Annotated in this window: 20 protein-coding genes and 3 pseudogenes; 4 read left to right on the forward strand and 19 right to left on the reverse strand. The window is 68.0% G+C overall.

Annotation, left to right across the window (positions count from 1 at the left end; genetic code table 11):
• Positions 1-123 precede the first annotated feature (123 nt).
• Positions 124-814: pseudogene (locus P3H15_RS12095) on the reverse strand (proline dehydrogenase family protein).
• Positions 814-2,469, reverse strand: coding sequence for an L-glutamate gamma-semialdehyde dehydrogenase (gene pruA, locus P3H15_RS12100; RefSeq protein WP_276137449.1), 1,656 nt, complete (start codon positions 2,467-2,469; stop codon positions 814-816). Before pruA ends, P3H15_RS12095 begins: the two are co-directional and overlap by 1 nt.
• A gap of 16 nt (positions 2,470-2,485) precedes the next feature.
• Between pruA and P3H15_RS12105 the strand changes: the two are divergent.
• Positions 2,486-4,101, forward strand: a pseudogene (locus P3H15_RS12105) (PucR family transcriptional regulator).
• 93 nt (positions 4,102-4,194) lie between these two features.
• Here P3H15_RS12105 and P3H15_RS12110 read toward each other — a convergent pair.
• The 8 genes from P3H15_RS12110 to P3H15_RS12145 all read right to left on the reverse strand — a co-directional run bounded on the left by P3H15_RS12110 (position 4,195) and on the right by P3H15_RS12145 (position 12,645).
• On the reverse strand, positions 4,195-4,686 hold the full coding sequence (locus tag P3H15_RS12110; protein WP_072939043.1) for a helicase associated domain-containing protein: 492 nt from the start codon (positions 4,684-4,686) through the stop codon (positions 4,195-4,197).
• A gap of 140 nt (positions 4,687-4,826) precedes the next feature.
• Complete coding sequence (locus P3H15_RS12115; protein ID WP_276137450.1) at positions 4,827-5,645, reverse strand: amino acid-binding protein; 819 nt, start codon at positions 5,643-5,645, stop codon at positions 4,827-4,829.
• A gap of 213 nt (positions 5,646-5,858) precedes the next feature.
• The gene (locus tag P3H15_RS12120) at positions 5,859-7,199 is read right to left on the reverse strand and encodes an MFS transporter (protein WP_276137451.1); all 1,341 of its coding nucleotides are present in this window, start codon (positions 7,197-7,199) and stop codon (positions 5,859-5,861) included.
• Between the two features lie 125 nt (positions 7,200-7,324).
• Positions 7,325-7,714, reverse strand: coding sequence for a RidA family protein (locus P3H15_RS12125; RefSeq protein ID WP_276137452.1), 390 nt, complete (start codon positions 7,712-7,714; stop codon positions 7,325-7,327).
• Positions 7,711-8,448 (reverse strand): hypothetical protein, encoded by a 738-nt coding sequence (locus P3H15_RS12130; protein ID WP_276137453.1) that lies wholly within the window; start codon positions 8,446-8,448, stop codon positions 7,711-7,713. The genes P3H15_RS12125 and P3H15_RS12130 overlap by 4 nt, the downstream gene beginning before the upstream one ends.
• Positions 8,445-9,449, reverse strand: a complete 1,005-nt coding sequence (locus tag P3H15_RS12135) for a membrane dipeptidase (RefSeq protein ID WP_276137454.1) — start codon at positions 9,447-9,449, stop codon at positions 8,445-8,447. The genes P3H15_RS12130 and P3H15_RS12135 overlap by 4 nt, the downstream gene beginning before the upstream one ends.
• Complete coding sequence (locus tag P3H15_RS12140; protein ID WP_276137455.1) at positions 9,449-11,167, reverse strand: hypothetical protein; 1,719 nt, start codon at positions 11,165-11,167, stop codon at positions 9,449-9,451. The genes P3H15_RS12135 and P3H15_RS12140 overlap by 1 nt, the downstream gene beginning before the upstream one ends.
• Positions 11,164-12,645 carry an aldehyde dehydrogenase family protein gene (locus tag P3H15_RS12145; protein ID WP_276137456.1) on the reverse strand — a complete coding sequence of 494 codons (1,482 nt, stop codon included), beginning with the start codon at positions 12,643-12,645 and terminating at the stop codon, positions 11,164-11,166. The genes P3H15_RS12140 and P3H15_RS12145 overlap by 4 nt, the downstream gene beginning before the upstream one ends.
• Positions 12,646-12,755: 110 nt before the next feature.
• Between P3H15_RS12145 and P3H15_RS12150 the strand changes: the two genes are divergently transcribed.
• Positions 12,756-13,643, forward strand: coding sequence for a LysR family transcriptional regulator (locus P3H15_RS12150; RefSeq protein WP_276137457.1), 888 nt, complete (start codon positions 12,756-12,758; stop codon positions 13,641-13,643).
• A 27-nt stretch (positions 13,644-13,670) separates the two neighbouring features.
• On the opposite strand, the pseudogene P3H15_RS12155 reads toward P3H15_RS12150, so the two are convergent.
• From P3H15_RS12155 to P3H15_RS12165, 3 genes and pseudogenes are all read right to left on the reverse strand, one after another.
• A pseudogene (locus tag P3H15_RS12155) lies at positions 13,671-15,700 on the reverse strand (neutral/alkaline ceramidase).
• A gap of 115 nt (positions 15,701-15,815) precedes the next feature.
• Positions 15,816-16,544: an acetoacetate decarboxylase family protein gene (locus P3H15_RS12160; protein ID WP_276137458.1), complete on the reverse strand. Its 729-nt coding sequence runs from the start codon at positions 16,542-16,544 to the stop codon at positions 15,816-15,818.
• Positions 16,541-17,392 carry an SDR family oxidoreductase gene (locus tag P3H15_RS12165; RefSeq protein WP_276137459.1) on the reverse strand — a complete coding sequence of 284 codons (852 nt, stop codon included), beginning with the start codon at positions 17,390-17,392 and terminating at the stop codon, positions 16,541-16,543. The genes P3H15_RS12160 and P3H15_RS12165 overlap by 4 nt, the downstream gene beginning before the upstream one ends.
• A 141-nt stretch (positions 17,393-17,533) precedes the next feature.
• Between P3H15_RS12165 and P3H15_RS12170 the strand changes: the two genes are divergently transcribed.
• Entirely contained in the window at positions 17,534-18,709 is a 1,176-nt protein-coding gene (locus P3H15_RS12170; RefSeq protein ID WP_276137460.1) for a cytochrome P450, read from the forward strand.
• Between the two features lie 68 nt (positions 18,710-18,777).
• Here P3H15_RS12170 and P3H15_RS12175 read toward each other — a convergent pair whose 3' ends face one another.
• Entirely contained in the window at positions 18,778-19,659 is an 882-nt protein-coding gene (locus P3H15_RS12175; RefSeq protein ID WP_276137461.1) for an aldo/keto reductase, read from the reverse strand.
• Positions 19,660-19,725: 66 nt separating this feature from the next.
• Between P3H15_RS12175 and P3H15_RS12180 the strand changes: the two genes are divergently transcribed.
• Complete coding sequence (locus tag P3H15_RS12180) at positions 19,726-20,538, forward strand: HAD family hydrolase (RefSeq protein ID WP_276137462.1); 813 nt, start codon at positions 19,726-19,728, stop codon at positions 20,536-20,538.
• A gap of 51 nt (positions 20,539-20,589) precedes the next feature.
• Here the strand turns inward: P3H15_RS12180 and P3H15_RS12185 are convergent, their stop codons facing one another.
• Genes P3H15_RS12185 through fadD3 form a run of 5 tightly spaced genes read right to left on the reverse strand, consistent with a single transcriptional unit; the run spans position 20,590 to position 26,178 of the window.
• Complete coding sequence (locus P3H15_RS12185; RefSeq protein ID WP_276137463.1) at positions 20,590-21,639, reverse strand: acyl-CoA dehydrogenase family protein; 1,050 nt, start codon at positions 21,637-21,639, stop codon at positions 20,590-20,592.
• Entirely contained in the window at positions 21,636-22,604 is a 969-nt protein-coding gene (locus tag P3H15_RS12190; RefSeq protein WP_276137464.1) for an acyl-CoA dehydrogenase family protein, read from the reverse strand. Before P3H15_RS12190 ends, P3H15_RS12185 begins: the two co-directional genes overlap by 4 nt.
• The gene (locus tag P3H15_RS12195; RefSeq protein ID WP_276137465.1) at positions 22,601-23,761 is read right to left on the reverse strand and encodes an acyl-CoA dehydrogenase family protein; all 1,161 of its coding nucleotides are present in this window, start codon (positions 23,759-23,761) and stop codon (positions 22,601-22,603) included. The genes P3H15_RS12190 and P3H15_RS12195 overlap by 4 nt, the downstream gene beginning before the upstream one ends.
• Positions 23,762-24,634, reverse strand: a complete 873-nt coding sequence (locus P3H15_RS12200) for an enoyl-CoA hydratase (RefSeq protein WP_276137466.1) — start codon at positions 24,632-24,634, stop codon at positions 23,762-23,764.
• On the reverse strand, positions 24,631-26,178 hold the full coding sequence (fadD3, locus tag P3H15_RS12205) for a 3-[(3aS,4S,7aS)-7a-methyl-1,5-dioxo-octahydro-1H-inden-4-yl]propanoyl:CoA ligase (protein ID WP_276137467.1): 1,548 nt from the start codon (positions 26,176-26,178) through the stop codon (positions 24,631-24,633). Before fadD3 ends, P3H15_RS12200 begins: the two co-directional genes overlap by 4 nt.
• Between the last annotated feature and the right edge of the window lie 25 nt (positions 26,179-26,203).

A 26,203-nucleotide genomic window follows, 5' to 3' on the forward strand; every position in this document is an offset into this window, starting at 1 on the left:
GCGCCTCACTCGGGCGTCGATCCCGGCCGTCGAACGAAATGAGCGATCAGCACGTGCACGCGAGGAAGCGCGTGAACGTTATCACGAAGTAAACCTAACCTAATTTATTGGTGTGGTCTCGGCCTACTTCGTCGATGCCAGCGAGCGGAGAAAGAACGCCAGGTTGGCGGGGCGTTCGGCGAGGCGGCGCATGAAGTAGCCGTACCACTGCTCGCCGTAGGGGAGGTAGACCCGCAGGTGCTGCTGCTCGTCGATGAGCCGCAGTTGTTCGGTGTCCCGGATGCCGTAGAGCATCTGGAGTTCGAAGTCGTCGACGGTGCGGCCCTTGGACTCGGCGTATTGCAGCGCTGCATTGACCATGGCGGGGTCGTGGGAGGCGACCATCGGATACCCCTGGCCGCTCGGCGGCGGTGCAGATCTTGTGGGCGTTCTCGAGCGCGACCTTGTGCCCGTCCCGGGGCAGGAACTGACCGAGCGCGGAGAGCTTGAGTGAGACCTCGATGTAGCGCGGCTCACCGGTGTGCGCACCGGCGGGTGCGAATTGCGCCAGCGAGGACAGCAGGGTGAGGTAGTGCGACACGGTGGCGTCGGCCTGCGCCGCATCGGTGGTGTCCTCGCCGAGGTAGTCGATGGTGATGTAGCGGCCGGAGCCGAGGATGCCCGTGGACGCGGTGACGGCCTGGTCTTCGGTTTCGCCGGCGACGAACCGGTCGACGAGGTTGCGGGTCACCGGGATCTTGGTGACGGTGCGTTCCATCCGAGGCGAGCGGGCGGCGGCGAGCAGGACCGGCCGCAACAGGTTTGCGAATGCCATCAGATGTCCTTCGAGGTGTCGGCGCCCTGGTGCGGGTAGCGGTGGTCGGTGGCGGGGACGAATGTTTCCTTGATGGTGCGGGCGGAGGCCCAGCGGAGGAGGTTTTGTGGGGAGCCGGCCTTGTCGTTGGTGCCCGAGGCGCGGGCACCGCCGAAGGGTTGCTGTCCGACGACGGCGCCGGTGGGCTTGTCGTTGATGTAGAAGTTGCCGGCGGCGAACCGCAGGTCGTCGGTGGCCTGGGCGATCGCGGTGCGGTCGTCGGCGATGATCGACCCGGTCAGCGCATACTTCGAGCCCTTGTCGACGAGGTCGAGGACCTTCTCGAACGATCCGGCGGCGGAGTCGTCGTAGACGTGGACGGCCAGGATCGGTCCGAAGTATTCGGTGCGGAACGCGTCGTCGGTGGGGTCGTCGCCGAGCAGGACGGTGGGGTCGACGAAGTAGCCGACGCTGTCGTCGACGTGGCCGCCGGCGGCGATGGTCAGGCTGGGGGTGGCCTTGGCGCGGGCGAGGGCGTCGGCGTTGCGGTCGAAGGCCCGCTTGTCGATGACGGCGCCACCGAAGTTCGAGAAGTCGGTGACGTCGCCGTATTTCAGGTCGGACACTTTGTCGATGAGGGCGTTGCCCATTTTCGCCCACACCGATTTCGGGACGAACGCGCGGGAGGCGGCGGAGCACTTCTGGCCCTGGTAGTCGAAGGCGCCGCGGATCAGGGCGGTGGTGAGGGTGTCGGGGTTGGCGGAGCTGTGGGCGAGGACGAAGTCCTTGCCGCCGGTTTCGCCGACCAGCCGCGGGTAGGAGTGGTAGTTCGAGATGTTGTTGCCGACCTGGCGCCACAGGTGCTGGAACGTGGCGGTGGAACCGGTGAAGTGGATTCCCGCGAGCCGGGGGTCGGCGAGAACGACGTCGGAGACGGCGGCGCCGGGGCCGTTGACGAGGTTGATCACACCGGGCGGCAGGCCGGCGGCCTCGAGCAGCTTCATCGTCCAGTACGCGGCGACGGCCTGTGTCTGCGACGGCTTCCACACCACCGTGTTGCCCATCAGGGCGGGCGCGGTGGGCAGGTTGCCGGCGATGGCGGTGAAGTTGAACGGGGTGATGGCGTAGACGAAGCCCTCGAGGGGGCGGTATTCGAGTTTGTTCCAGACGCCGGGGGAGGAGATCGGCTGGTCGGCGAGGATCTGGCGGGCGAAGTGGACGTTGAACCGCCAGAAGTCGATGAGTTCGCACGGGGTGTCGATCTCGGCCTGGTATGCGGTCTTGGACTGGCCGAGCATGGTTGCGGCGGCGAGTGTTTCGCGCCAGGGTCCGGACAGTAGGTCGGCGGCGCGGAGGAACACCGCGGCGCGGTCCTCGAACGACAGCGCCCGCCAGGCCGGGGCCGCGGCGGTGGCCGCGGCGACGGCGTCCTGGATGTCCTGTGTGCCGGCGTTGGTGAAGGTGCCCAGTACCGCCGAATGCCGGTGCGGCTGGACGACGTCGATGGCCGGTCCGGCGCCGCGGCGGTGCGCTCCGCCGATCACGTGGTGGATCTCCGTCGGATTCGACCCGAGTTCGGCCAGCTTCGCCTGCAGTCGCGCCCGCTCCGCGCTGCCCGGCGTGAACGACCCCACCGGCTCGTTGACGGGCTGCGGGGTGGTGGTGACGGCGTCCATGAAAACCTCCTACGGGATGTGGCGGCGAGGACGGCCGACCAAGGCATCGGATGATGTCGAGATCATCACTCTGCGTGAGCTTCTCAGTGCTCTCGATACCGCCGTCGTCGAATTGGTTGAGGCTCCCGCCGGTGACGACGTCGTCCTCGAATCAGCCGCGCTCGTCGACGGCACCGATCTGGCCGCCGAGATCGAATCGCAATCTCCGCTGCCGGACCTGCTGATGCACGTCGGGGTCGGCAAGGCCGAGGCGGTGCGCTGGTTCGATCGCGTTGCGCAGCGGCCACCGGGACAGCGACCGCGCGCAGTGATGTCGAAAACGGCAGTCGACGCGCGCGCCCTTCAGGCCGCGGCTCGCCGCGCCGGTGTCGCGCTGGTGGCCGTGCACCCGAGGGCTCGGTGGGACCATGTGTTTCCCTTGGTGCAGCGCATGCTGGACCGTTCCCGTCGGCGGCAGGCCGGTCTGGGAGACCAGGAACTGCTGGCCACCGACACCGACTTGTTCGGACTCGCCCAGATCGTCGCCCAGAATTCGGGCGGGATGGTGTCGATCGAGGACGCGCAGTCGCGCGTGCTGGCGTATTCGTCGTCCGACGAGTCGGCAGACGAGTTGCGGATGCTGTCGATCCTCGGCCGCGAGGGACCGCGGGACTATCTGCGCGTGCTGCAGAAATGGGGCGTGTTCGACCGGCTTCGCAAGAGCGACGAGGTCATCGACGTCCCGGCACACCCGAAGCTCGGTACCAAGCGGCGGCTGGTGGTCAGCATCCGGGAAACCACCGAGGGGGCGAGCGTGTCCCGGCTGCTCGGGTCGATCTGGGTGCAGCAGGGCGATACACCCCTGGTGCCCGATTCGGCCGACGTGCTGCGGGGCGCGTCGGCCATTGCCGCGCGGATCATCTCACGCACCCTCAACGCCCCGTCCACGGAGGCGTTGCTGATCCAACGGCTGTTCGGTGCGCGCGGGGGAGGGGTGGACGTCCCGTCGGTGGCCAGTGCCCTGAATCTGCCGGTGACCGGTCCGGCCGCTGTCGTCGGGTTCGCTCCGACCGCCACGGACACGGCAGCGCCGATCGGCGACTTCGCGGAATCGGGCAGCATGCTGCGCCTGCACGCCAGTTCCTTCAGCCGCGATTCGGTGGCCACCATCATCGGCGACCGCGCGTATGTGCTGTTGCCGCGCTACACATCGGCGAACACCGTCGCCGCCTGGACCCGGCAACTCGTCGACCAGTTCGAAACGAAACGGTCGATCGTCCTCCGGGCGGCGATCGCCGTCCCGGTCACGGATCTCGGGCACGTCGCCGGCGCGCGGACCGAGGTCGACCGGGTCCTCGACGGCAGCGCCGCCACCTTCCCGAACTTCACGATCCACGATTGGATGCCCTGTTCGAGTACGACACCACACACGCGTCGAACCTAAGCGAGAGCGCCGAGAGTTACCTCGCGTATTACGGCGACGTCCGCAGCGCCGCGGCGGCCGTGCAGGTGCATCCGAACACCCTGCGATACCGGATCCGCCGCGTCGAGGAAATCGTCGGGGTGGATCTCCAGTACGCCTCCGATCGCCTGCTCCTCGAGCTGCAACTCATCCTGCGTCGACGCCGCCGGCGGGAGAAGCCCGCCACCTGAACGGGTTCGAAACCGTGAGGCAGGTAGTGCAAGTACCCGCTCTTCGACGGAAACAGCATGACCGGTCCGTGACTGTCTCGAACGGCGGAATGCCTATCCGACGTGCGAAGCCGAGGTCCGCGGCCCTCGTGGGCGTGGACCGGGGGAGACACCGAGCACGACGAGTGGGCGACGCTCTTCGTCCGGCAGCGCGTCGGCCCGCCACTTCTTCACCGCTCGATAGAGCCACTGGCCCACCTGTTCTCCGTCGGCGGTGACGTAGTTCGCGGGAACGAGTGCGTTGCCGTGCTCTTCGCGGTAGGCGGCGATGGCGGTGAGCATTCGTCGCCGCTTGCTGTCGGCCGGTGACACGGCCGGAAGCGGGACGGCGTCATCGCTCCACAGGAAGCCGATCGCGTCGAGTTGCTGGATGCGTTGGGGCGGCAGGGTGCCCAGCATGCGGGCCACGCGCTGACGATCCTGCCAACGTCCGAGTCGGAAACCGCAGTCGGTGACGTAGTCGGAGGGCATCACGCTGCGCGGATGCTGGTGTCGAAAGGCGCAGTAGAGTTGCAAGGCGGAGGCTGCGGACTGGTTATCTCGCATCGAGATCGCATCCTTGTGAGAGCCGTGAAACATTGTCCGGGTAGTCATTAGTTCAAGTATGTCAAACACATTGACGATCTGTCACGGAAGTCGGCTCGTGTTGGGGTGCAATTGTGTGCGAATGACCGTCCTTGCGGGCGTTACACCGCCATCTCCCGGGCCTTCTGCGCCAGTTCGCCGAGGCGGCGGGCCCGGGCGATCTCGGCCGGCGTGAACGGCTCGTCCGCCGACCGCACGAAGACGAGCAGCTCATCACCCGACGGGATCTCGACACTCGCCGCCGTGGCGGGAACGTCGCTCACACGCACATCGATGTACTGGGCCCCGAGGAGTTCCGCGATCGACAGGGGAAGTTCGGACGGATCGGCCACCACCCGCGACGCCAACGTCAACGCCTTGGTCTGGCCGTCGATCAGGGAGAGGGCCGACGCCGGCCAGATGCCGACATCGTGACCGCCGCCTGCGCGAACGGCATTGGACAGTGCCTCGGGCGACGTGTCCCGGCACGCCCCGACGATCAATTCGTCGAGTGAACCGCCGTCCAGGTGATGGACGTGCACGGTCAGGATGTTGGCGTCCAGCTCCGCGAGGTTGCGGGCCAGCGATTCCAGCTGTCCCGGGCGATCGCTCACCCGGACGCGGATGCGCCAGAGCCACTGTCCGGTCGCGAGGTGGCCGTGCTTACCGTCCGCGGGACCGTGCAGCCACCCGCCCAGGAGCCGCATCGCCGACGGCTCGACCACCCAGATCACCAACACGGTCGTGGTGACGGTGAGAACCGCGACGGTGATCAGATAGGAGACGTGGAAATGAATGACCAAGGCATGGAGCAACAGCTCGACGGGAAACACGGCGCACAGCTTCGCCAGCGCCAGCCGAACGCGGCGGGGATGCGGAAGCCGGCCGCACGCCTCGCACGCGTTGACGTGAACTCCGGGTTCTCTCACGGGATCGTTCATGCACCCACTGTCATCCCGCCGTATTGCGAAGCGGTTTCCTCGCACGGTCGGTGATGTGACGGTCGATCGTGAAATGCGTTGGCGTGCAGAGAATATGTGGCGCGAAAGACATGTGGTGCGGAAGACACCGCGCGGCCGGTGTGAGCGGGGACATGGAAGCGCCGCTGCCGCCGGGGACTGGCGCCCGGCAGCAGCGGCGTGTTCGGGGAGAACTCAGCGCAGTGACGCCGCGTCGCTCAGGTCCGTTCCCCGAGTCTCCGGGGCCATGAGGAAGCTGACGAGTGCGCCCACTCCGGCGATGCCCGCGGCGATGTACATCGTCGCGGAGAGTCCGAGGTTCGACAGCGCCCACGGGGTGGCGAACGTGCCGATCGCCGCACCGATCCGGCTGATTCCCGTGCACAGGCCGACAGCGGTCGCCCGTACCTCGGTGGGGAACAGTTCGTTGGGGTAGATCCATTCGAGGATGGAGGGTCCGCCGTTGAAGAGCGCATAGATCGCGAACGCGAATGCGATCACCCACAGGCCCGCGTCCGGTTCGATCGCGAGGAACAGCAGTCCGAGGCCGGAGAGCACGAAACCCCAGATCAGGATCGGCCGTCGTCCCAGCCGATCGACGAGGAGCAGTGCGACGACATTGCCGATCAGGAAGAACAGGTTGATGAGGCCGTATCCGATGTGGGCGAGATTTCCGGAACCGAGGTTGAAGAGTTCGAGGATCTGCGGGCCGAAAGCGTAGATGGCGAACAGTGTCACGATCGTGCACGTCCAGAAGATCGAGATGAACACGACGCGCTTCAGGTATCCGCCGCGCATCAATCCGCGGATGGACGTGCTTCCCTCTTCGTCGGGCAGGTCGTCCAGCGTGGCATCCGCCCCGATCGTCTTTTGCAGCACGGTCAGTGCCTCGTCGGACCGCCCCTTGCTCAGCAGCCATCGGGGAGACTCGGGGATGCTCGTGCGTGCGACGACGATCAGGGTGGCGGGAACCGCGGAGGAGAGCAGCATCCACTTCCATCCGTCGGGGTTGCTGAGCAGCAGGTATCCGACGAACGCGGCCGCCGTTGCACCGACGAACCACATGGCGTTGAGGCCGCCGACGAGTTTGGCGCGCCACGCCTTCGGCGCGAATTCCGTCACCAGCGCGGTGGCGATCGGATAGTCGGCGCCGACCGCGATGCCGATGATCAAGCGCAGTATGAACAATTGCATCTCGTCCGCGGCGAAGAACTGCAGCACCGAGCAGACGATGATCACGATCAGGTCGATGGTGTACATCAACTTCCGGCCGATCCGATCGGTCACCGCACCGAACACGGCCCCACCGAGGAACACCCCGATGAGCGCGGAGGATCCGATGAGGCCGGCCCACAGTGCGCTCATGTCCCACTGTGCCTGGATCTGCACCATCGCGATGCCGATGATGCTGAGGATGTAGCCGTCGAGGAAGGGGCCGCCCGAGGAGAAGAGGGCGAGTTTGGCATGAAAGCCGTTGAGCGTGGCGCTGTCCAGTGTGACGCCCGATCGGGCGGTGACGGTGGTGTCGAGGTTCATCTGAGGAATCCCATCGGGGTGCGGGCTTGAGGGTGTGTCCCCACGTGATGTGGTTGCTGCCACAGTAGGAAGAGAATTGGCGGCGCGGAATTACCAATCGCCTACCAATTCATGCTCTGTGCTTATCAATTCGCGGGGTCGACGGCCGCGATTCCGTCGATCTCGATTCGCTTGTCGCCGCGGAACCGAGCAACCTCGACAGTCGTCCGCGGCGGCAGGGGAATGCCGTTCAGCCGGGCCAGATACGCGGTGTTGTATTCGTCGAACTCCGACAGGTCGGCCAGGTACACCGTGGCCTTCAGGAGGGTGTGCAGGCCACCGCCCGCAGCGTGGAGGGTGGCCTCCAGATTGTCGAGCGCAACCCGGACCTGGTCGCCGATCGCGGTCGGGGTCCGTCCGTCCGCGGTGGTGGGGATCTGCCCGCAGGCCCAGATGGTGCCGGCGAACACCGCCGCCCGCGCGTACGGTCGCTCGGTGCCGGCAGGATGTGGGACGAGTTCACGCTGATCAGTCACGAATGTGCCTCCGGGACGAGGAATCGCCTGCCGAGTTCGTAGGCGCGCGACCACGTCGCGGCGTCGACGAACACGCCGTAGGACACGGCGTGGCGGTAACGCGTCTCGCGTTCGGCGGCGGTGTGGACGGGACGGGACAGGTGTGCAGCGGGCGGTGCGGTCCGGAGGAGCGTTCCCGCGCCGGTGGCCGGTACGCCGGTGGTGAGCGCCGCGACGGCGACGTCGCGGTACATGTCGCCCGCCCCCGTCACGACGGTCGCGTCGGCCGGGTGCCCACCGTCGTCGAGCGCGACGAGGCACAGCGTGGCACCGGACCGGGAGACGGCGTGCAGGGCGTACCAGGCGGCGGCGTCGTGATCGACGATCCGGGGCAGAAGAACCGGACGAGACTGCGACAGGGCCAGATCGACCGCCAGGGGACCCGTGAGCAGGGCGCTCCGCGGTGACCGGTCGACGATGTCGACTTCCGGGCTTCTCGTCAGCGTGACATCGGCGGCCCCGGCCGGTGACTCGAGTTCGGCGATCGTCGCCAGGAGCGTGTCGATGCCGTTGCGGGCGTGGAGTTGCATCGCCGTCACGACGTCGGCCGCGCCACCGGCTTCGCCCGCGCTGACGCCCGCGGCGTAGAGGGCGCGGAACGCCGTCTCGCGAACCTCCCGTACCGCCAGCCTGATTCGGTTTCCCGGCGGGAGAGCGGTGTCGTCTTCGAGAGTGTGGGTGAGCATGTCGGTCATCGGCGTTCCTGTGATTCGGGCAGTCCGGGGAAGACGTCGTCGAAGATCCGCAACCAGTTCTCGCCGAGGATCTTCGCGATGGTCGCGTCGTCGAGGCCGACCTTCTGGAGGCATTCGGTGAGAACCGGGAAGTCCGCCGGTCCCGAGAACCAGTTCGGCCACATCGGCCACTCGGGTTCGACGGGATTCTGGCTGGGCGGTCGCCAGCGACCGTTCCGCAACCACGCGACATAGTCCTCCGACCAGTTGCGGGTGCAGTCACTGCCGATCGCGACGTGGTCGGGACCGATCTGGTCGACGAGCCGCGCGACCATGACCGCGAAATCCGCGCTGGACGTCGCTTCCCCTCCCAGGACGTTCGGGTAGAGGCAGCAGCCGATCACACCGCCGCGTGCGGCCAGCGCATCGATGACCTCGTCCGGTTTGTTGCGGGGACTGTCGACGAACCAGGTCGGGTTCGAATGGGTGATCGCGACGGGCGTGCGCGATGCGTCGATCGCGTCCAGGCAGGTGCGGTTCCCGACGTGGGAGAGATCGACGAGCATGCCGACCCGATTCATCTCCGCAATCATGATGCGCCCGAACGCGGTGAGTCCAGAGTCGTGTTCGTCGTAGCAGGCGCCGCCCGCCAGGTTCTGAATGTTGTACGTGAGCTGCGCGACGCGCACCCCCAGTCGGTGGAAGATCTCCACCATGCGATAGTCGTCCCCGAACGGGGACGAATTCTGGAACCCGAGCAACACGGCGATCCGGTTGTCCCGCTTCGCGTTGCGAATGTCGTCGGAGGTTTCCGCGAGGGTGACGATGTCGTCGTTGTCGGCGGCGAGCTGATACCACTGTGCGACGGCGCCGAGCGTGTCGGCCGGACCGTCCCACACCGCGCAGGTGGCGTTCACCCCGGTGACACCACCGGCGCGCAGTTCCTCGAGGACCTTCCGGTCCCAGTTATTGATTTGAAGGCCGTCCACCACCAGCAGGTCGGAGTGTGTGAGCGTGTGCACTAGGCGTCCTTTCGCGGCTTGCGGGTGAAGATCCAGTCGTCGTCCACCCCGGCGGCGACGTCCTCGGCCCGTGGGGCTCCCGAATAGAGGGTCACCCGGAGCCAGTCGGTCGATTGCGGCATGTAGTTGTCCATCCCGTACATCGCCAGTTGGAAGCGCTGCAGATTCAGGGGCAAAAAGTTCCGGGCGAGCAGGTTGTCGCGGGCCTCCGCGTACGGGATGTCGGTGAGCGTCTGGACGCGGGCGACGATGCCGCGGTGCCGCGGATGTTCGACGAGAAACGCGGCGACAGCGTCCTCGTCACGGGCGGATTGCAGAGCGCGTTCCAGGGCGGCCACGGACCGGGCGACATCGATCGGATGCTCGACGTGCTCGCCCGGATCGACACCGCGGCGTCCCCGGCGCGGCTCCTCGTTGTTCTCCGACGAGAACCAGAAATGGGCCTGCTCGTCGGGGTCGTCGAAGTCGAACCGCTGCACCCACGCGTAGTGGTCCCGGAGGACGGCCCGGAGCTGGGCGCAGGTCTGCGCAGGCTCGACGGCCAGCCGCTGATCGCAGCACAGCAATTCCTCGACCTCGGTGTCGAGTTCGGGATGGACCTCGACGATCACGGAGTCCATCACTCCGCGGGCCTCCGTGCCGATCGACGCGGCGCGGTCGTGCAGCGCCTGCCAGGCATGGTCGGTCGGCGCCCCGTCGACGGTCCCGGAGACGATGTACACGGACAGCACACCGCGAAGCACGTCGACTTGGGAGGCGAGTTCGCCGCAGGTGACGAACGGCGCGGTCGGCATGTCAGCTCGCTCGGCGAAATAGAGCGCGGCCCGGTCGAGCAGGTCGCGGGCGAGGTGGATCCGCGGATCGCCGGGCGTGGTCGTCTGCGCCAGCGCATGGGCGAGGGGCAGTTCGCGGGTGGCGCACCAGGCGTCGAGTACCTGCGGATGATTGACGACGTAGGGCACCATGCCGAGACCGGTCGCGTTGCCGAGCCCGAGATAGCGTCGCCAATCTCCGGAGAGCCTCGCCGCTCGCGGGTTTCGTGCCCGGGCACAGTGCTCGACCAGGTCGTAGCTGAATTCACGCAGCAACCAGGCGGTCAGCATGTGCGCCCGGTAGGGCAGTCGCAGGGGATGGTCGGCACCGAGCCGATCGAAATCTGCGAGGCCGAACTTTCCGTTGCTGTAGAACGCGGTGCTCCGCAGGATGTAGGCGGCGTCGCCCATCGTCGCGATGTCCGGTTGACCGCCCACGGACAGCCGGTCGGCGACGTAGTCGAAGAACCGTGCACTGCGGTTCGCGCGGGTCCAGATGAGGGTGCTGTCGTCCGCCCGGCCTTCTTCCTGCCGCGGTACCTGCACTCGCAGTGCGCTCGAACGACTCTCGGTGAGCGGCCCTTCGATCAGGGCCGCGGTGACGTCCCAGGCCTTTGCGATGACGCGGTCGGTGCGGTCGCTCTCGGCGAGGGTCGTCGAGAACACGACGAATCTCACCTCCCGCCCGCCGATCACGACGCGGTACACGACCTCGCCGCGGCCGTCGGCGTCGAGGTCCCACCGCTCGCGGTCGACCCGCCAGTTCTCGGCGGCCGCGGTTCTGAGGAATGATCGGGCGAAGCTGTGCCGGGTGTAGCGGGCGGCCCCCATGTCGGCCGGGTCCAGAACCTGTTCGGGCGACCGGGCGGACGTCTGCGTCCGCCGCAGCAATTCGGTCGGTCTCATGCCTCGCTCCTCGGTGTTCCGGTGCGGGAGTAGGCGATCTTGCTCCACGTGAAGAACTCGGCGCTCGTCGCCGCATTCTGCTCACGGGGAGCGGGGAACGACGAATCCTTGAGTCCGCCGAAGGGAGCGTGCAGTTCGGACCCGGTGTTGGGTGCGTTGACCTTGACCAGGCCGGCGTCGAGGTCCCGGATGCAGCGGCGGGCAGCCCGCTCGTCGCACGTGAAGACCGCGGCGGTGAGACCGAACGACGTCGCGTTCGCGAGGTCGATGGCCTCGTCGAGGTCGCGCGCGCGCAGGACGAGGGTGACCGGTCCGAACACCTCTTCGCGGCTGATGGTCAGCGCGGTCGTGCCGGCGAGCAGCGTCGGGGCCACGAACGCCGCACCCGAGGTGGGGAGTGGTGCGGACCCCAGCAGTTCGGCGCCCTCGGACAGCGCCTGGTCGATCGCGGCCCTCACTTCCTTTGCGGCGCGGGCGGAGACGAGCGGGCCGATCTGCGACGCGGGGGCCTTCCCGTCGCCGACGACCAATTCCTCGACCCGTGCGACGAGTTCGGGCACGAGGTCGTCGTAGGCGTCGCCGACGGCGATGATCCTCCTTGTCGCCGTGCATTTCTGGCCGCTGCTTCCCATCGCCCCGGCGATCAGGACCGCCGCTGCTTCGCGCGGATCGACGTCGGGGAGCACGATCGCCGCGTTGTGCCCGCCGAGTTCCATCTGCACCTTCGCGCCGCGCGGAACCGCGGCGGCCTGGATCGACCTGCCCACCGGAACCGAGCCGGTGAAGGTGACTCCCGAGATCTCCTCCCGCGCCACCAGTTCGGCGCCGATCGACCCGGGGCCCAGGATCATGTTGAGGACACCGGCCGGAACACCGGCCGCGGCAAGGACTTCGGCGAAGGCGGCGGCCACCGCCACCGTGTCGCTGGCTGGTTTCCAGACGACTGTGTTGCCCCACAACAGTGCCGGCGCCAGTTTCCACGCCGGAATCTGCAGCGGGAAGTTCCACGGGGTGATCGCGGCGACCACACCGAGCGGGCTGCGGACCGTGCGGATCACCTCGTCGGGATGAGACGAGGGGAAGGTGGCGCCGTCGGCATTGCGTGCCTGCGCCGCGTGGTAGTGCAGGGTCTCGACGGTGGCTCCCACCTCGGCCCGCGATTCGGGAAGCGTCTTGCCCTGCTCCCGGGTCATGAGTTCGGCGACCGCGTCGGCACGCTCGGCGAGGATCTCGGCCGCCCGGCGGAGGATGAGTCCGCGCGCGATGATTCCGCGGTCGTCCCACTCGCGGCGTGCCGTCACCGCGGCGGCCACCGCCGCGTCGAGGAGCCGGCTGTCGGCCGGATGGTATTCCGCGACGACCGTCTCGTCGGCCGGGTTCGTCGTCGCTGCGACCGGACCGTCGCCGTCCACCCACTCGCCGCCGATCAGGTGGCGGAGACGGGTGTCCGTGTCTGGTGCGGTGAGATGGTGCTCCACTGCTGACTCCTCGAAGGGCTGGTAATTCGGTGCCCTCAACGCTAGGCCCGGCGCCCACGGTGCAGAAGTACCTATTGTCAACCGACTGATAAGTTGCAAGTATCAATCGGGTGGAACTGCGGCAGCTTCGATACTTCGTCACGGTGGCCGAGGAGATGAACTTCAGGCGCGCCGCCGAACGCCTGCACATCGCGCAGCCCGCGCTCAGTCAACAGATCAGCAAGTTCGAGAAAGAACTGGGCACCACCCTGTTCGAGCGCACGACGCGACGCGTCGAGCTCACCGACGCGGGCCGGGTCCTCCTGGACGAGGGCAGGCGCGTCCTGGCGGAAGCCGATCACGCGCTCGCCGCGGTGGAACAGGTCGCGCACGGGGAGGTGGGACTGCTCCGCATCGGATTCGTCAGTTCCGCGGCGCTGCGGATCGTCCCCGCGACCGTGCTGGCCCTGCAGAAGCAGTGGCCCGGAGTTCAGGTGGAACTGTCCGAGTCGACGACCGACCGCCAGCTGTCGGCGATCGCGGACGGCATCCTCGACATCGGGCTGGTCCGCGAAGTCGACAGGGCGGAGGGCATCGTGGTCCGGCCGCTGACCCGCGAGCCTCTGCTGGTGGCGATGCACTCGTCCCATCCGTTCGCCGACCGGGAGTCGGTGCGGCTCGTGGAATTGCGCGACGAACGGTTCCTCACGTTTCCGCGCGGTCAGGTGTCGCGACTGTACGACCACATCGCCGCCCTGTGTCATCACGCGGGCTTCCGGCTGGAGGCCGCGCAGGAGGCCGTCCAGTTTCCCACCCTCCTCGGGTTGGTGGCGGCGAACACCGGAGTCACCATCGTTCCGGCCAGCCTCCGGGCCCTGCACCTCCCGGACCTGCGGTACGTCGCACTCTCCGACGCCCAGGCGGTGTCGACGGTGTCGGTCGCGTATCGCGCCGACCGGCAACAGATCCCGGCGATCCGGCATTTCCTCGACGTGGCGACCGCGCTCGACCTGTCCTAGCGTCCAGGACAATCGGGGTCCGGGCGGCTACTCGACGTCGAAGTCGTTCGACGTCCCGGTGAAGGAGGTGATCACTCCCGCCGCGTTCCGGCTGTCGCCGTAGTGCTGCACCCGGTATCGGCCTGCGGGCGTTCCGGGTGGAACGTCCCACGTGATGCGCGCGACCGACCGGTGGGGCTCGGTGCGCGTCCAGTGGTACTTGGTCGACCAGTCGCCGTCGTCGGCGTGCCGGAGCCAGCCGTCTCCGCTCAGACGCTGAATCTCGAAGAACGTTCCCCCACGGCGCGGGTTGTTGCGCGGGTGTCCGGTGACGAACTCGACGGTGACCTGTTGGCCCGGAGCTGTTTTCGTGGCCGGCTGGGTGAGTGTGTCGCCGAAGGCGCTGCCGGCGGGTGGCTCGTCGTGGTCGACGCCGGGGCCGAAATACGGCTGGAACCGCGACAGGTCGCGGGGCGCCGGACCGCGCGGGACATCGCTGCCGGTGCGCAGCGCGTCGGCGAGCGTCGCGAATCCCTGCTGGTACGCGGGCAGCGTGTACCGGCCGAACAGGGTCGACCCGCCTTCGTACTGCTGCGCGTCGTACTCCTGCGGGGTGGTGCAGTAACTCGCATACGAATTCGCGTAACCCTGGAAGATCACGTTCTCCAGAGGGACACCGAGTCTTTCGGCGACGGTGCGGCGGATCCGCAACCCGGCCACGATCGTGAACTCCGCGGGACCGCCCACGACATACACCCCGCCGAGGCGCAGGATCTGGATCTTCAGCACGTGCGAAACCCAGCCGTCCGGTGGCAGCGGGCCCACAGCCACCAGCACGAGTTTCGGGGCCTGCGCGTCCTGCAGCCACTGCGGGATCGGGGCGTCCATCCCGCCGAGCGCGTCGACGAGCGGGTTGGTGGTGCCCTCGGGGAAGATCGGGATGGCCGGACCGTCCTCGGTGCTGCCGGCGCTCATGGCGGCCCCGATGCAGGCGGGCGACGTCCGGTACGTGCGGCCGTCGGGCGTGAACTCGCCGCCGACCTCCTGATTCGCCATGTCGAGGTACATGATTCGACTGTCGACACCGCCGGTGACGTTTGCCGACGCCGATGACCACGCGGTGCGCGCGGCCTCGACCTGCCGCTGTCCGATGATGCGGGTGTTCTCGAACTCGTCATCGGTGGGCCCGTGGCCGGGCCGGAGGTCGAGGTTGGGGGACATGTCGCCGGTGTTCGTCTGCGGGAACGCGGCGACGAACTGCGGTGTGCCGTCGAGGTAACGGACGCCCTCGTGGTCGTGTTCCCAGAAGTAGGCGGCCGCACCCTTGTTGTCGCCCGAAATCAGATGGTTCGTGTTGGTGAGCGAAGCGCCGTGAGTCGGGAACCAGTTGATGGCGCCGACGTCCCTGCCGCCCTGCGTGATTCGCAGCACCCGCATCGAAGTGTCGATGCCGAGTGGATAGTAGTCCGTGTCTTCGGCGGGGTTGCGGTCGAATGCGACTCGTGAACGGTTGACGCTGGCGTCGGTCAGTTCGTGCGACCGTAGGACAGCGAACCGGGCGCGAGGGAATCGTGCGCGGCGGTGATCGCCTCGACGATGCCGCCGACCTCGGCGTCGAACACCTGAGCGTTGTGGCCGAGCACGGCGAGGTTGTACGCGTAGTCGTGCGATGCGCCGCCACACGCGGCGTGGGAGTGGACGGCCGTGAGCATCACGTTGCGTTCGGTGTAGAGGTCGCCGTAGACCTGTGCGAGCCGGGCGAGCACGGCGTCGTGGACGGACTGGAAGATCATGCAGACGTCGGCGCACACGTACACCACGCGCTGCGCACCGCCGGATTCGGCGAACACGAACGCCCGGGCACGGGTTCGCTGGTGCAAGCCCTCCGCGCGTTGCTCGAAGCTGGAGTACCCCATCATCCCGACGTCGGCGACCGGTCCGGTGGCGTCGGAAATGCCGACGCCGACGAGGAATTCGCCGGTGTCGTCGGGATCTCCGGCGGCCCGGCCGGAACCGAGCGCCGCGACCGCCGGAGTCAGGGCCGCGCCCACGAGCACGCTGCGTCGTTTGATCTGCACTACCGATGTCCTTTCGGCGGCAGCCCCCCCGGGGCACCACGAATTGGTCAAGCGTCCAGTACCGTACCCCATGTGAGCGGCAAAGCGTGTCGGGGCACACTTCGCCACTCACCTGTCAGACGGGCTGCGCGTCCCCGAACGTCATCCTCAGGTCGGGAATCGACGACGTCAGCAGCGCGCGCTTCGGAAGTCCCAGCGACCGCAGTTCGTCGGCGATCGGGTGGCTGCCCAGTTTCAGTTCCGCGCCACCGGGCCGGGAGCGGACGCCGGTCGGGCTCATGTCCCAGGTGGTGAACCGGGTGAGTCCGTCGAGGTGCGAATAGGCGGCGAGCGACGCGCTCGCGCCCGACCTCGGCACCGGCACGCCCTGTTTGACGCTCAGCTGGGCGATCAGTCGACCGCCCTGACTCACCGATCCGCGTTTGACGGACCCGGAGTGGTCGACGTCGAAATGGGCGAGGACCTTCGGGAAGCCCCAGATGCCGCGGCCGGCGGCCAGGGTGAAGTCGCCGTCGACCGGCAGGTGGTGGATCAGCGCACCGGCCCGGCCCTGGGCCAGCGCCTTCAGATCCTGCGGGACCGAGGTCCCGGCGGCCCGGTGGTCGCGGACGAGGAACGACACCCCGAATTCGTTGTACGGGCCGAGGTCGCCGTCCACGTAGTCGACGAACACCAGCACGCACACACCGCGCCCGGGCCGGAACTGCAGGATCTCCAGTCCGGTGGAGTCGATCAGCGACTGGGCCGCGGCGGTCGGCACCGAATACATCGCCGTGAACGCCGACGCGGCCCGGATCTCCACGGGCATGTCGACCTGCTTGCCCAGAACCTGGTGCGACGTCACGGCGCGACCACCCCGCGCAGGCCGTCGGCGCCGAACATGGGCTCGAACATCGACCCGAAGTCGGGGCCGCGCCGCAGCATCTGCCCGCCGTCGACGTTGATGATCTGACCCGTGATCCAGGTGGAGTCGGGGCCGAGGAGGAACTTGGCGAGCGCGGCGATGTCGGTGACCTCGCCGACCCGTGAGATCGGGGTGTTGGCCAGGTAGTCGTCCAGGACGGGTCCGCCGTCGGTGATGAGCGCGACGAGGTCGGTGCGGGTGAGTCCGGGGCGGATGCAGTTGACGCGGACGTTGCTGGCCCCGAGTTCGTCGGCGGCGAGTCGCGTCAGGTTGTCGACACCCGCCTTCGACGGGCCGTACGCGCCGAACCAGCGGTGCGTGTTGCTGCTCGCGATCGAGGAGATGGTGACGATGGAACCGCCGCCCCCGGCGACCAGAGCCCGGGCGGCGTGCTTGATCGTCAGCATCGTGCCGGTGACGTTGAGGTCGACGGTTCTGCGCCAGGCGTCGACGTCGAGTTGGGTCACGGGCCCGACCGTTTCGTTGCCGCCCGCGCAGGTGACGACGCCGTCGAGCCGACCGGTGCGTTCGCTCGCCTTCGCGACCGCGCGGACGACGTCGTCCTCGTTCGTGACGTCGGCCGTCACCGCGTCGACCGTCCCCGCGGGGTTGTCGGCGCTGATCTGCCGCGCCGCGCGTGCCAGCTTCTCCTCGTTCCGACCGCAGATTGTGACGTGGACGCCCTCGGCGGCCAGCGCGGTGGCGATGCCCAGCCCGATGCCACTGCCGCCGCCGGTGACGAGCACGGACGTCTTCGCGAGCCCGCTGCTGCCGTCGTTGGTAACCACGCACACCTCCAGGTAATAGAACTCGTGTCAATTTTCGAGCCGAGGATCTGTGAAAACTGCCGCTATACCACTGCGTCATAGTAGGAACACGTTCTATTGTCGGGGCACGAACGGCGGGATTCAATGCGGAGGAGCGTCTCGATGACGGACAGGCCGGAATTCGATCTCATCGACGGACGGTTCTACTCGGGCGAACTCGGCGACCCCCGGCAGGCATACGCCTGGATGCGCGCCCACGAACCGGTGTACCGGGCAGACGGCATCCTCGGCGCCGCGTCGTACGAGGCCGTCCTGGCCGCCGAACGCGATCCGGAGTTGTTCTCGAACGCGGGCGGAATCCGGCCCGGGGTGGGCCCGCTGCCCCAGATGATCGACATGGACGACCCCCAGCACCTGCAGCATCGCCGCCTCGTCAACGCCGGCTTCACCCGCAAAAAGGTCGAGGCGAAGGTCGGCCGGATCCGCGAGATCTGCGACCACCTCATCGACGCCGCGTGCGACAAGGAGGACGTGGACTTCGTGCGCGATCTGGCGGCGCCGCTGCCCATGGCCGTCGTCGGCGACATGCTCGGCGTGCGCCCTCAGGAACGCGACCTGTTCCTGCAGTGGTCCGACGACCTGATGAACGCGCTCGGCAGCAACGCCACCCCGGAAGGACTGCAGGCACAGGCCAACGCCTACCTGGCATTCAACGAATTCACGCTCCGCGCCATCGAGGAACGGCGGCAGAACCCGACGGACGACCTCACCAGCATCCTCGTGCACAGCGAGATCGACGGGCACCGGCTGAGCGACGCGGACGTCGTCGGCGAAACCCTGCTGATCCTCATCGGCGGCGACGAGACCACCCGGCACGTCCTCAGCGGCGGCATGGAACAACTGCTGCGCCACCCCGAACAGCAGGCGCGCCTGGTGAACGACCCCGGCGGCATCCCCACTGCGGTCGAGGAGATGCTGCGCTGGTCGTCGCCGATCAAGAACATGTGCCGCACCGTCACCCGCGACGTCGACTTCTTCGGAACCGCCCTGCACGAGGGCGAGAAGATGATGCTGCTCTTCGAATCCGCCAACTTCGACGAGGCGGAATTCCACAACCCCGACGTGTTCGACATCGGACGGTCCCCGAACCCGCACGTCGCATTCGGCTTCGGCACCCACTTCTGCCTCGGCAACCAACTCGCCCGGCTCGAAGCGAAGATCATGTTCGAGCAACTACTGTCGCGGCTGCCCGACATGATGCTCGTCGACGACACCCCGCTGCGGCGTCGTCCCGCCAACTTCGTGTCCGGGCTCGAGGGGATGCCGGTGAAGCTGTAGGCGCTCCGCGCCCGTGAGTGGTTAAGGAGTCTCTGGACTCGCTGACCGCGCACGGGCGGCGAAGCCGCCTATTCCGGGGCGCCGATGTTCAACTCGTCCGGGTGTGCGCCGACGCGGGCGCCGTCGTCCATCGTCTCGATCTCGCTGAGGTCCTGCTCGCTGAGTTCGAAATCGAACACGTCGATGTTCTCGCGGATCCGCGACTCGTGGACCGACTTGGGGATGACGATCAGCCCGCTCTGCAGGTGCCAGCGGATCAGCACCTGGGCTGCGGACTTGCTGTGCCGGTCGCCGATGCGGGTGATGATCGGATCGGTGAGCAGGACGTTCGGCTTCGAGTCGTCGCCCCACCCCGAGTTGCTGGTGCCGCCGAGCGGGCTCCACGATTCGACGGCGATGCCATGGTCGACGGCGTAATTCCGAATCTCCTGCTGCGCCAGGTGCGGGTGCAACTCCACCTGATCGACCGCCGGGACGACGCCGCCCCGGTCGATCAGCAACTGCAGGTGGCGCGGTTCGAAATTGCACACACCGATCGCCTTCGCGCGACCGGACTCGGCGATCTTCTCCAGCGCATCCCACGTGCGGAGGATGCGGTCGTCGTCCTGCAGCGGCCAATGGATCAGGTACAGGTCGACGTACTCGACGCCGAGACGTCCGAGGCTGGCGTCGAACGCTTTCAACGCCGGCTCGTAGCCCTGATCGGAGTTCCACAACTTGGTGGTGAGAAAGATGTCTTCGCGGGCGACGCCCGAGTTCGCGATCCCGCGGCCCACACCTTCCTCGTTGCCGTATGCGGCGGCCGTGTCGATGTGCCGGTAGCCCGCCTCGTCCAGGGCGAATCCGACGGCGTGTTCGGTCTCGTCGTTGTCGGCCTGCCAGACCCCCAAGCCGAGTTGGGGGACGATGGTTCCGGAATTCAGCACGATGCTGGGTACTCGAGGACTCATGCTGTCCAGGCTATCGACTGCGATGGGGTCGTGAGGGGTACATGCGCCGCCTGGCATCATGCGGAGGTGACCCGAATTCGGCTACTGGCGACGGACCTCGACGGCACCCTGCTGAGATCGGACCGCACGATCTCCCCGCGCACCGCGCAGGCGATGGAGGATGCGCGACGGTCGGGGGTCGAGGTGGTGTGGGCCACGGCCCGTGCCCGGCATTCGGTGCACGAACTCGCGCAGTCGTGCGGATTCCGCGGCAAGGCGATCTGCGCGAACGGGGCGGTGGTCCTCGACCTGGCCGACGGCACCCCGGTGATCACGGCGACGACGACCATCGCGATGGCGTCGGCCGCGGCGGCGATGGACCGGGTGCGGACGCTGATGCCCGGTGTCGTGTTCGCGAACATCGGCGCGACGCGCTTCGTCGCCGAACCGGCGTACGCGGCACTGTGCGAGTTCGCCGACCACCACCGGCATCCGCACGAGATGATGCTGTCGGAACTGCTGCCCGATATCGACGAGCCGATGGTGAAGATCGTCGCCCGGCACCCCGAGGTTCCCAGCGCGGACCTGTACCGGGCGGCGGTGGCCGCCGGCGTCGAGGGCGTCGAACTGACGCATTCCGGTGCGCCGTACGTCGAGATGGCGGCGTCCGGCGTGTCCAAGGCGAGCGCCCTCGCCGAGCTCTGCGCGGTCGACGGGATCTCGACGGACGAGGTCGCCGTCGCCGGGGACGCCATCAACGACGTCCCGATGCTGACGTGGGCGGGCACGGCGCTGTGCCCGTCCAACGCACTACCGGAAGTCCTGGCCCTCGCCGACCACGTCCTGCCCAGCAACGACGAGGACGGGGTCGCCAGCTACCTGGAGGGGCTGCGCCCGTGAGTGGTTGACGAGTGCAGAGACTCGTTAACCACGCACGGGCGGCGGAGCCGCCTACAGTCCGGCGGCGGTAGCGAGCTCGGCGAGGTAGTCCCGCGGCTGCCCGAAGAGCTGTGCGCTCCCGTGCGCGCGTTTGAAGTACAGCTGCGCGTCGTGTTCCCAGGTGATGGCGATGCCGCCGTGCAGTTGGATGGCCTCGGCCGCGACCTGTTGCAGCGTCTCCGAGCAGTACACCTTCGCGACGACGGCATCGTCGTGCGTCCCCGACAGCGCCGCGGCGTATGACATCGACCGAGCCGTCGCGACGAGGGCGTACATGTCGGCCATGCGGTGTTTCAGTGCCTGGAACGATCCGATGGCACGCCCGAACTGCTTGCGCGACTTCGCATATTCGACCGTCTGTTCCAGCGCCGCAGCCGCCGCGCCGACCTGTTCCGCCGACAGCGCGACCAGCGCGACGGTACGCACCTGCTCGACGAGGTCGGTGGGGGAGACGAGCCTGCGTGCCACGACGCCGTCGAACACGACCTCCGATAGCGTGCGCGTCGGGTCCATCGCCGGCACCCGACGCCGGGTGACGCCGTCGGCGGCCGGGTCGATCTCGAACAGGCCTTCGGACGTGAGGACCAGCAGCACGTCCGCGACGTCACCGCCGAGGACGTACGACGCCGTCCCCGACAGCGTCTCGCCCGACGCCGTCACGCCGAAACCGGACCAGCCGTCCGCACCCGCCCAGCACAGTGCCGCCACCGAGCCCGCCGCGATGCCGGGAAGCAGCCGGGCGCACGCGTCGTCGTCCCCCGACAACACGAGCGCCTGCGCGGCCAGCACCGCGCTGCCGAGCATCGGCGACGGTGTCAGCGTGCGGCCCAGCTCTTCCTGCACCACATGAACTTCCAGCAGCGACGCCCCGACGCCGTCGTACTTCTCCGGAATGGCCAGCGCGGCGACGCCGATCTGCTCGCACAATCTGGACCACAGCGCATTGTCGTAGCCGTGCTCAGTGGTGATCGCCCGGCGGACGGCGGCGGAGTCGGAGTGCTTACCCAGCAGATCCCGGACCGACGACCGGAGCGCGGCCCGTTCCTCGTTGTCGAAACTCACGACGCCTCCACCAGTGAATCGACGACGCGTCCGCGGTGGAAGGCCGGTGTGCCCCAAGCGGACACGAGCGCGCGGACCTTCGTCAGCCACAGCGACAAATCGTGCTCCTGCGTGTACCCGATGGCGCCGTGCACCTGCAGCGCCACCCGCGCCGCCCGGTACGCGGCATCTCCGCACGCCACCTTCGCGGCCGACACGTCTCGGAAACTGTCGGCCGACACGTCCCGCACGGCCAGCGCCGCACCGTGCAGCAGCGGCCGCGACATCTCCAGCCCGACAGCCACTTCCGCCAGGTGATGCTTGATCGCCTGGAACTGTCCGATCGGTTTGCCGAACTGCTTGCGCTGCTTGGCGTAGTCGGTGGTGACGTCGAGCAGGGTCTGCCCGAGCCCCTGCAGTTGCGCCGCGGTCGCGAGGGCGCCGAGGTCGAACGCAGGCGCGAAGTCCACGTCACCGAGGGTCTTGCCGGCGGTCAGCGGGAACAACCGCCGCGACTGATCCACCGAGTTCTGCACCGCCCCGGCCCGTCCGAGGTTCAGCGTCGTGCCGTCGACGAGCAGGACCAGATCGGCCGAGTCCGCGTCCACCGCGAACGGCACGTGCGGGCCGGCGGCGACCGTGGCGAGCAAACCAGAAGCCAACGCCGACAACCGGTCCGGGGCCGCCTGCGCAAGCAGGGCCGGTGCGACGGCGACGGTTTCGGCCACCGGGCCGGGAACGGCGTGGCGTCCGAGTTGTTCGACGGCCACCACGAGGTCGACGGTGTCGGCGCCGAGTCCGTCGTGTTCCTCGGACACCAGCAGTCCGTTCACGCCCGTCTCGGCGAGGCGCTGCCACACCTTCAGGCCGGGGCCGGTGTCGCCGGTGTTCCACGACCGGATCACCGCCGGCATGTCGGCCTTCGACAGCAGCGCGTCGATGCTGGACGCGAAGTCCTGATGGGAGGAGTCGAGTGTGAATCTCATCGATCTGCCTTCGGTAGGCCGAGCAGCCGCTCGGCGATCACGTTCTTCTGAATCTCGTTGGTGCCGGCGTAGATCGGGCCGGACAGGGAGAACAGGTAGCCGTCCGTCCAGTTGTCCGCGAGCTCCGCCGAGGCGCCCTGCAACTCGAGCGCGGTCTCGTGCGTCGTGATGTCCCACTCCGACCAGAACACCTTGTTGATCGACGACTCGGCTCCCAGTTGCCCGCCGTCGGCGAGCCGGGTGACGGTGCCGAACGTGTTCAGCTGGTAGGCGCGGGCGCCGATCCAGGCGTCGGCGACCCGGTCGCGCAGCGCGGTGTCGTCGGTGCGGCCGCTGTCCCGGAACAGCGCGACCAGTCGGTCCACCGTGGCGAGGAACCGTCCGGGGCTGCGCAGCGACAGCCCGCGCTCGTTGGACGCGGTGCTCATCGCGACCCGCCAGCCCTCGTTCACGCCGCCGATCACGCCCGACTCGCCGGGGTTCGCCGGGTCGTCCGGCACGAAGACGTCCTCGAGGAAGATTTCCGCGAAACCGGGTTCGCCGTCCAGCTGATCGATCGGCCGGACGGTGACACCCTGCGACCGCAGGTCGAACATGAAATACGTGATGCCCTTGTGGCGCTGCGCGTCCGGGTCGGACCGGAACAGCCCGAAGCCCCAGTCCGCGAAACTCGCCCGGGAACTCCACGTCTTCTGCCCGTTCAGCACCCAGCCACCGTTGACGCGGCGGGCGGTGGAGCGGAGCGACGCGAGGTCGCTGCCCGCCTCGGGCTCCGACCAGGCCTGCGCCCAGATGTCGTCGGCGCGGGCCATGCGCGGCATGATGCGGGCCAGCTGCTCGGCGTTCGCGTGCTCGAACAGCGTCGGCGCGAGCAGGAAGATGCCGTTCTGGCTGACGCGTCCGGGCGCACCCGAGCGGTAGTACTCCTCCTCGAACACCACCCATTCCAGCAGCGACGCGTCGCGTCCGCCCAGTTTCTCCGGCCACGACACGACCGACAGCCGGGCGTCGGCGAGGGTGCGTTCCCACGCGCGGTGCGCCTCGAAACCCTCCGCGGTGTCCATCGACGGCAGCGGCTCGGCGGGAACGTTGTCGCGCAGAAAGGTTCGCACCTCCTCGCGGAAGGCGACGGTGGCGTCGTCGAACTCGAGATCCACTTACTTGGCTCCTTCGTTCGAGTTGCGGGCGCTGGCGGCCATCGACTTGGCGTCCATGCCGCCGAGCGGATCGGTGTCGATCTCCGCGTTGTGCGCGTGTGCGAAGTGGTGGAGGCCGAAGACGGAGTCCATGCCGTTCCGCATGCCCATCTGGTCTTCGCACTGGTTGACGGCCTTCTTGGTGAGCGCGAGTCCGAACCGGGGCATCGCGGCGATGCGGCCGGCGATCGCCAGGGTCTCCGTCTCGAGGTCCTCGCGCGGCACGACGCGGTTGACCATCCCCACCTCGTACGCGCGCTGCGCGGTGAACCGGTCGCCGGTGTACAGGATTTCCTTCGCGAACCGCGGTCCCAGCATCCACGGATGGGCGAAGTACTCGACCCCCGGAATGCCCATACGTACGACCGGATCGGAGAAGAATGCGTCGTCCGACGCGACGATCAGATCGCACACCCACGCCAGCATCAGACCGCCGGCGATGCAGGCGCCCTGGATCATCGCGATGGTCGGCTTCGGGATCTCCCGCCAGCGACGGCACATCCCGAGATAGACCTCCATCTCGCGGGCGTAGCGCTGGTCGCCGCCGGGCTTGTCGACGTGGTCCCACCACATCACGGCCTTGTTGTCGTAACGGACGTGATGGTCGCGGCCCGGGGTCCCGATGTCGTGCCCGGCACTGAAGTGCTTTCCGTTGCCGGCGAGGACGATCACCTTCACGTCGTCGTCCTCGACGGCCCGCTCGAACGCGGCGTCGAGGGCGTACGTCATCACCGAGTTCTGGGCGTTGCGGTAATCGGGGCGGTTGAGCGTCACGAATGCGACACCGTCGCGCACGTCGTAGGTGACGACGTCACCCTCGTCCGGAACCGTCATTTCTTCTCCTCACGCAGAACGTTTTTCATGACCTTCCCGGAGGGGTTCCGGGGGAGGGAGTCGACGAAGCGCACCGACCGGGGCACCTTGAAGTTGGCGAGGCGCTCCTTGCAGAACGCGATCACGTCGTCCTCGGCGAGCGCGGTACCCGCCTTCGCCACGACGAACGCGCGCCCGACCTCGCCCATCCGCTGGTCGGCAACACCGATGACGGCAGACTCCGCGACACCGTCGAGCCTGGCAAGGGCGTTCTCCACCTCAGCGGGATACACATTGAACCCGCCGGAGATGTACATGTCCTTGAGGCGGTCGGTGATGTCGACGTACCCGCGGTCGTCGAGCGTGCCGACGTCGCCGGTGTGCAGCCAGCCGTCGGCGTCGATGGTCTTGGCCGTCGCTTCGGGGTCGTCGAGATAGCCGAGCATCACGTTCTCGCCGCGCACCAGGATCTCGCCGTGGTCGCCGATCCGGACCTCCATCCCGGGAATCGCGCGACCGGACGTGGTCGAGACGGTCACCGGGTCGTCGTCGGTCCGGCACATGGTGACCACCACGGCCTCGGTCTGGCCGTAGGCGGTGAGGACGGCGTCGAAGCTGAGTTCCGACTGCATGCGTTCCACCAGGGCGACGGGCACCGCGGCCGCGCCGGTGATCGCGACCCGCAGGCTGGACAGGTCGTACTTCGGGCGGTCGGGGTGGTCGAGGATCGACTGGAAGATCGTGGGGGCGCCGGGCAGGACGGTGATCTGCTCGTCGTGCACGGTTGCCATCACCTTCGGCACGTCGAACACGGCCATCGGCACGACGGTGACCCCGTTCAGCAGGCACACCAGGAACCCGGCCTTGTAGCCGAAGGTATGGAAGAACGGGTTGATGATGAGGTAGTTGTCGTCCGACGTCACCTCCGCGCACTCACCCCACGCCCGGGCGATGCCCACCGACTGCCGGTGCGCGCTCATCACCCCCTTGCTGCGGCCCGTGGTGCCCGAGGTGAACATGACGTCGGAGACGTCGTCGGGGGAGACGGCGGCCGCGCGGGCGTCGGCCTCGGCGCGGGTGTCCTCGTCGGCGAGGGCGAGGAAGTCGTCGAAGTCGACGACACCCGGGGTCGGGGCGTCGCCGCCGTCGACGGGCACGCGGACGACCGTCGGCAGGTCGAGGGTGCTCGACTCGGCGCGCAGCGACGCGTACCGGTCGGTGCCGAGGAAGTTGCCCGCGACGACGAGCGCTGTCGTCTTGGTGCGCTCGAGGATGTCGAGGGTCTCCGGTGCGGTGTACCGGGTGTTGATCGGGACGAGCGTCGCGCCGGCGTAGTGGATGCCGAGCGCGGCGACCACCCAGTGATACGTGTTGGGCGACCACACCGCGACGTGGTCGCCGGGCCGCACGCCTTGCGAGCAGAGTGCGGCGGCGAAATCGCGGACACGGTCGTGCAGTTGTGTGAAGGTCAGACGGACGTCGCCGTCGGACACCGCCGGAAGCTCGCCGTATGCACGCGCGGCGTGGATGACGGCGGACGGGATGGTTCTCGGATGTTCGGTCACTGGGCTCCCTACCTACCTAGCAAGT

The sequence above is a fragment of the Rhodococcus sp. T2V genome (assembly GCF_029269925.1).
Classification (GTDB): Bacteria; Actinomycetota; Actinomycetes; order Mycobacteriales; family Mycobacteriaceae; genus Rhodococcus_F; species Rhodococcus_F koreensis.

Bases quoted from the DNA above. Each gene is read 5' to 3' on its own strand.
- pruA (WP_276137449.1), bottom strand. From the start codon at position 2,469: ATGGACGCCGTCACCACCACCCCGCAGCCCGTCAACGAGCCGGTGGGG.
- P3H15_RS12110 (WP_072939043.1), bottom strand. From the start codon at position 4,686: ATGCGAGATAACCAGTCCGCAGCCTCCGCCTTGCAACTCTACTGCGCC.
- P3H15_RS12115 (WP_276137450.1), bottom strand. From the start codon at position 5,645: ATGAACGATCCCGTGAGAGAACCCGGAGTTCACGTCAACGCGTGCGAG.
- P3H15_RS12120 (WP_276137451.1), bottom strand. From the start codon at position 7,199: ATGAACCTCGACACCACCGTCACCGCCCGATCGGGCGTCACACTGGAC.
- P3H15_RS12130 (WP_276137453.1), bottom strand. From the start codon at position 8,448: ATGACCGACATGCTCACCCACACTCTCGAAGACGACACCGCTCTCCCG.
- P3H15_RS12140 (WP_276137455.1), bottom strand. From the start codon at position 11,167: ATGAGACCGACCGAATTGCTGCGGCGGACGCAGACGTCCGCCCGGTCG.
- P3H15_RS12170 (WP_276137460.1), top strand. From the start codon at position 17,534: ATGACGGACAGGCCGGAATTCGATCTCATCGACGGACGGTTCTACTCG.
- P3H15_RS12175 (WP_276137461.1), bottom strand. From the start codon at position 19,659: ATGAGTCCTCGAGTACCCAGCATCGTGCTGAATTCCGGAACCATCGTC.
- P3H15_RS12190 (WP_276137464.1), bottom strand. From the start codon at position 22,604: ATGAGATTCACACTCGACTCCTCCCATCAGGACTTCGCGTCCAGCATC.
- P3H15_RS12200 (WP_276137466.1), bottom strand. From the start codon at position 24,634: ATGACGGTTCCGGACGAGGGTGACGTCGTCACCTACGACGTGCGCGAC.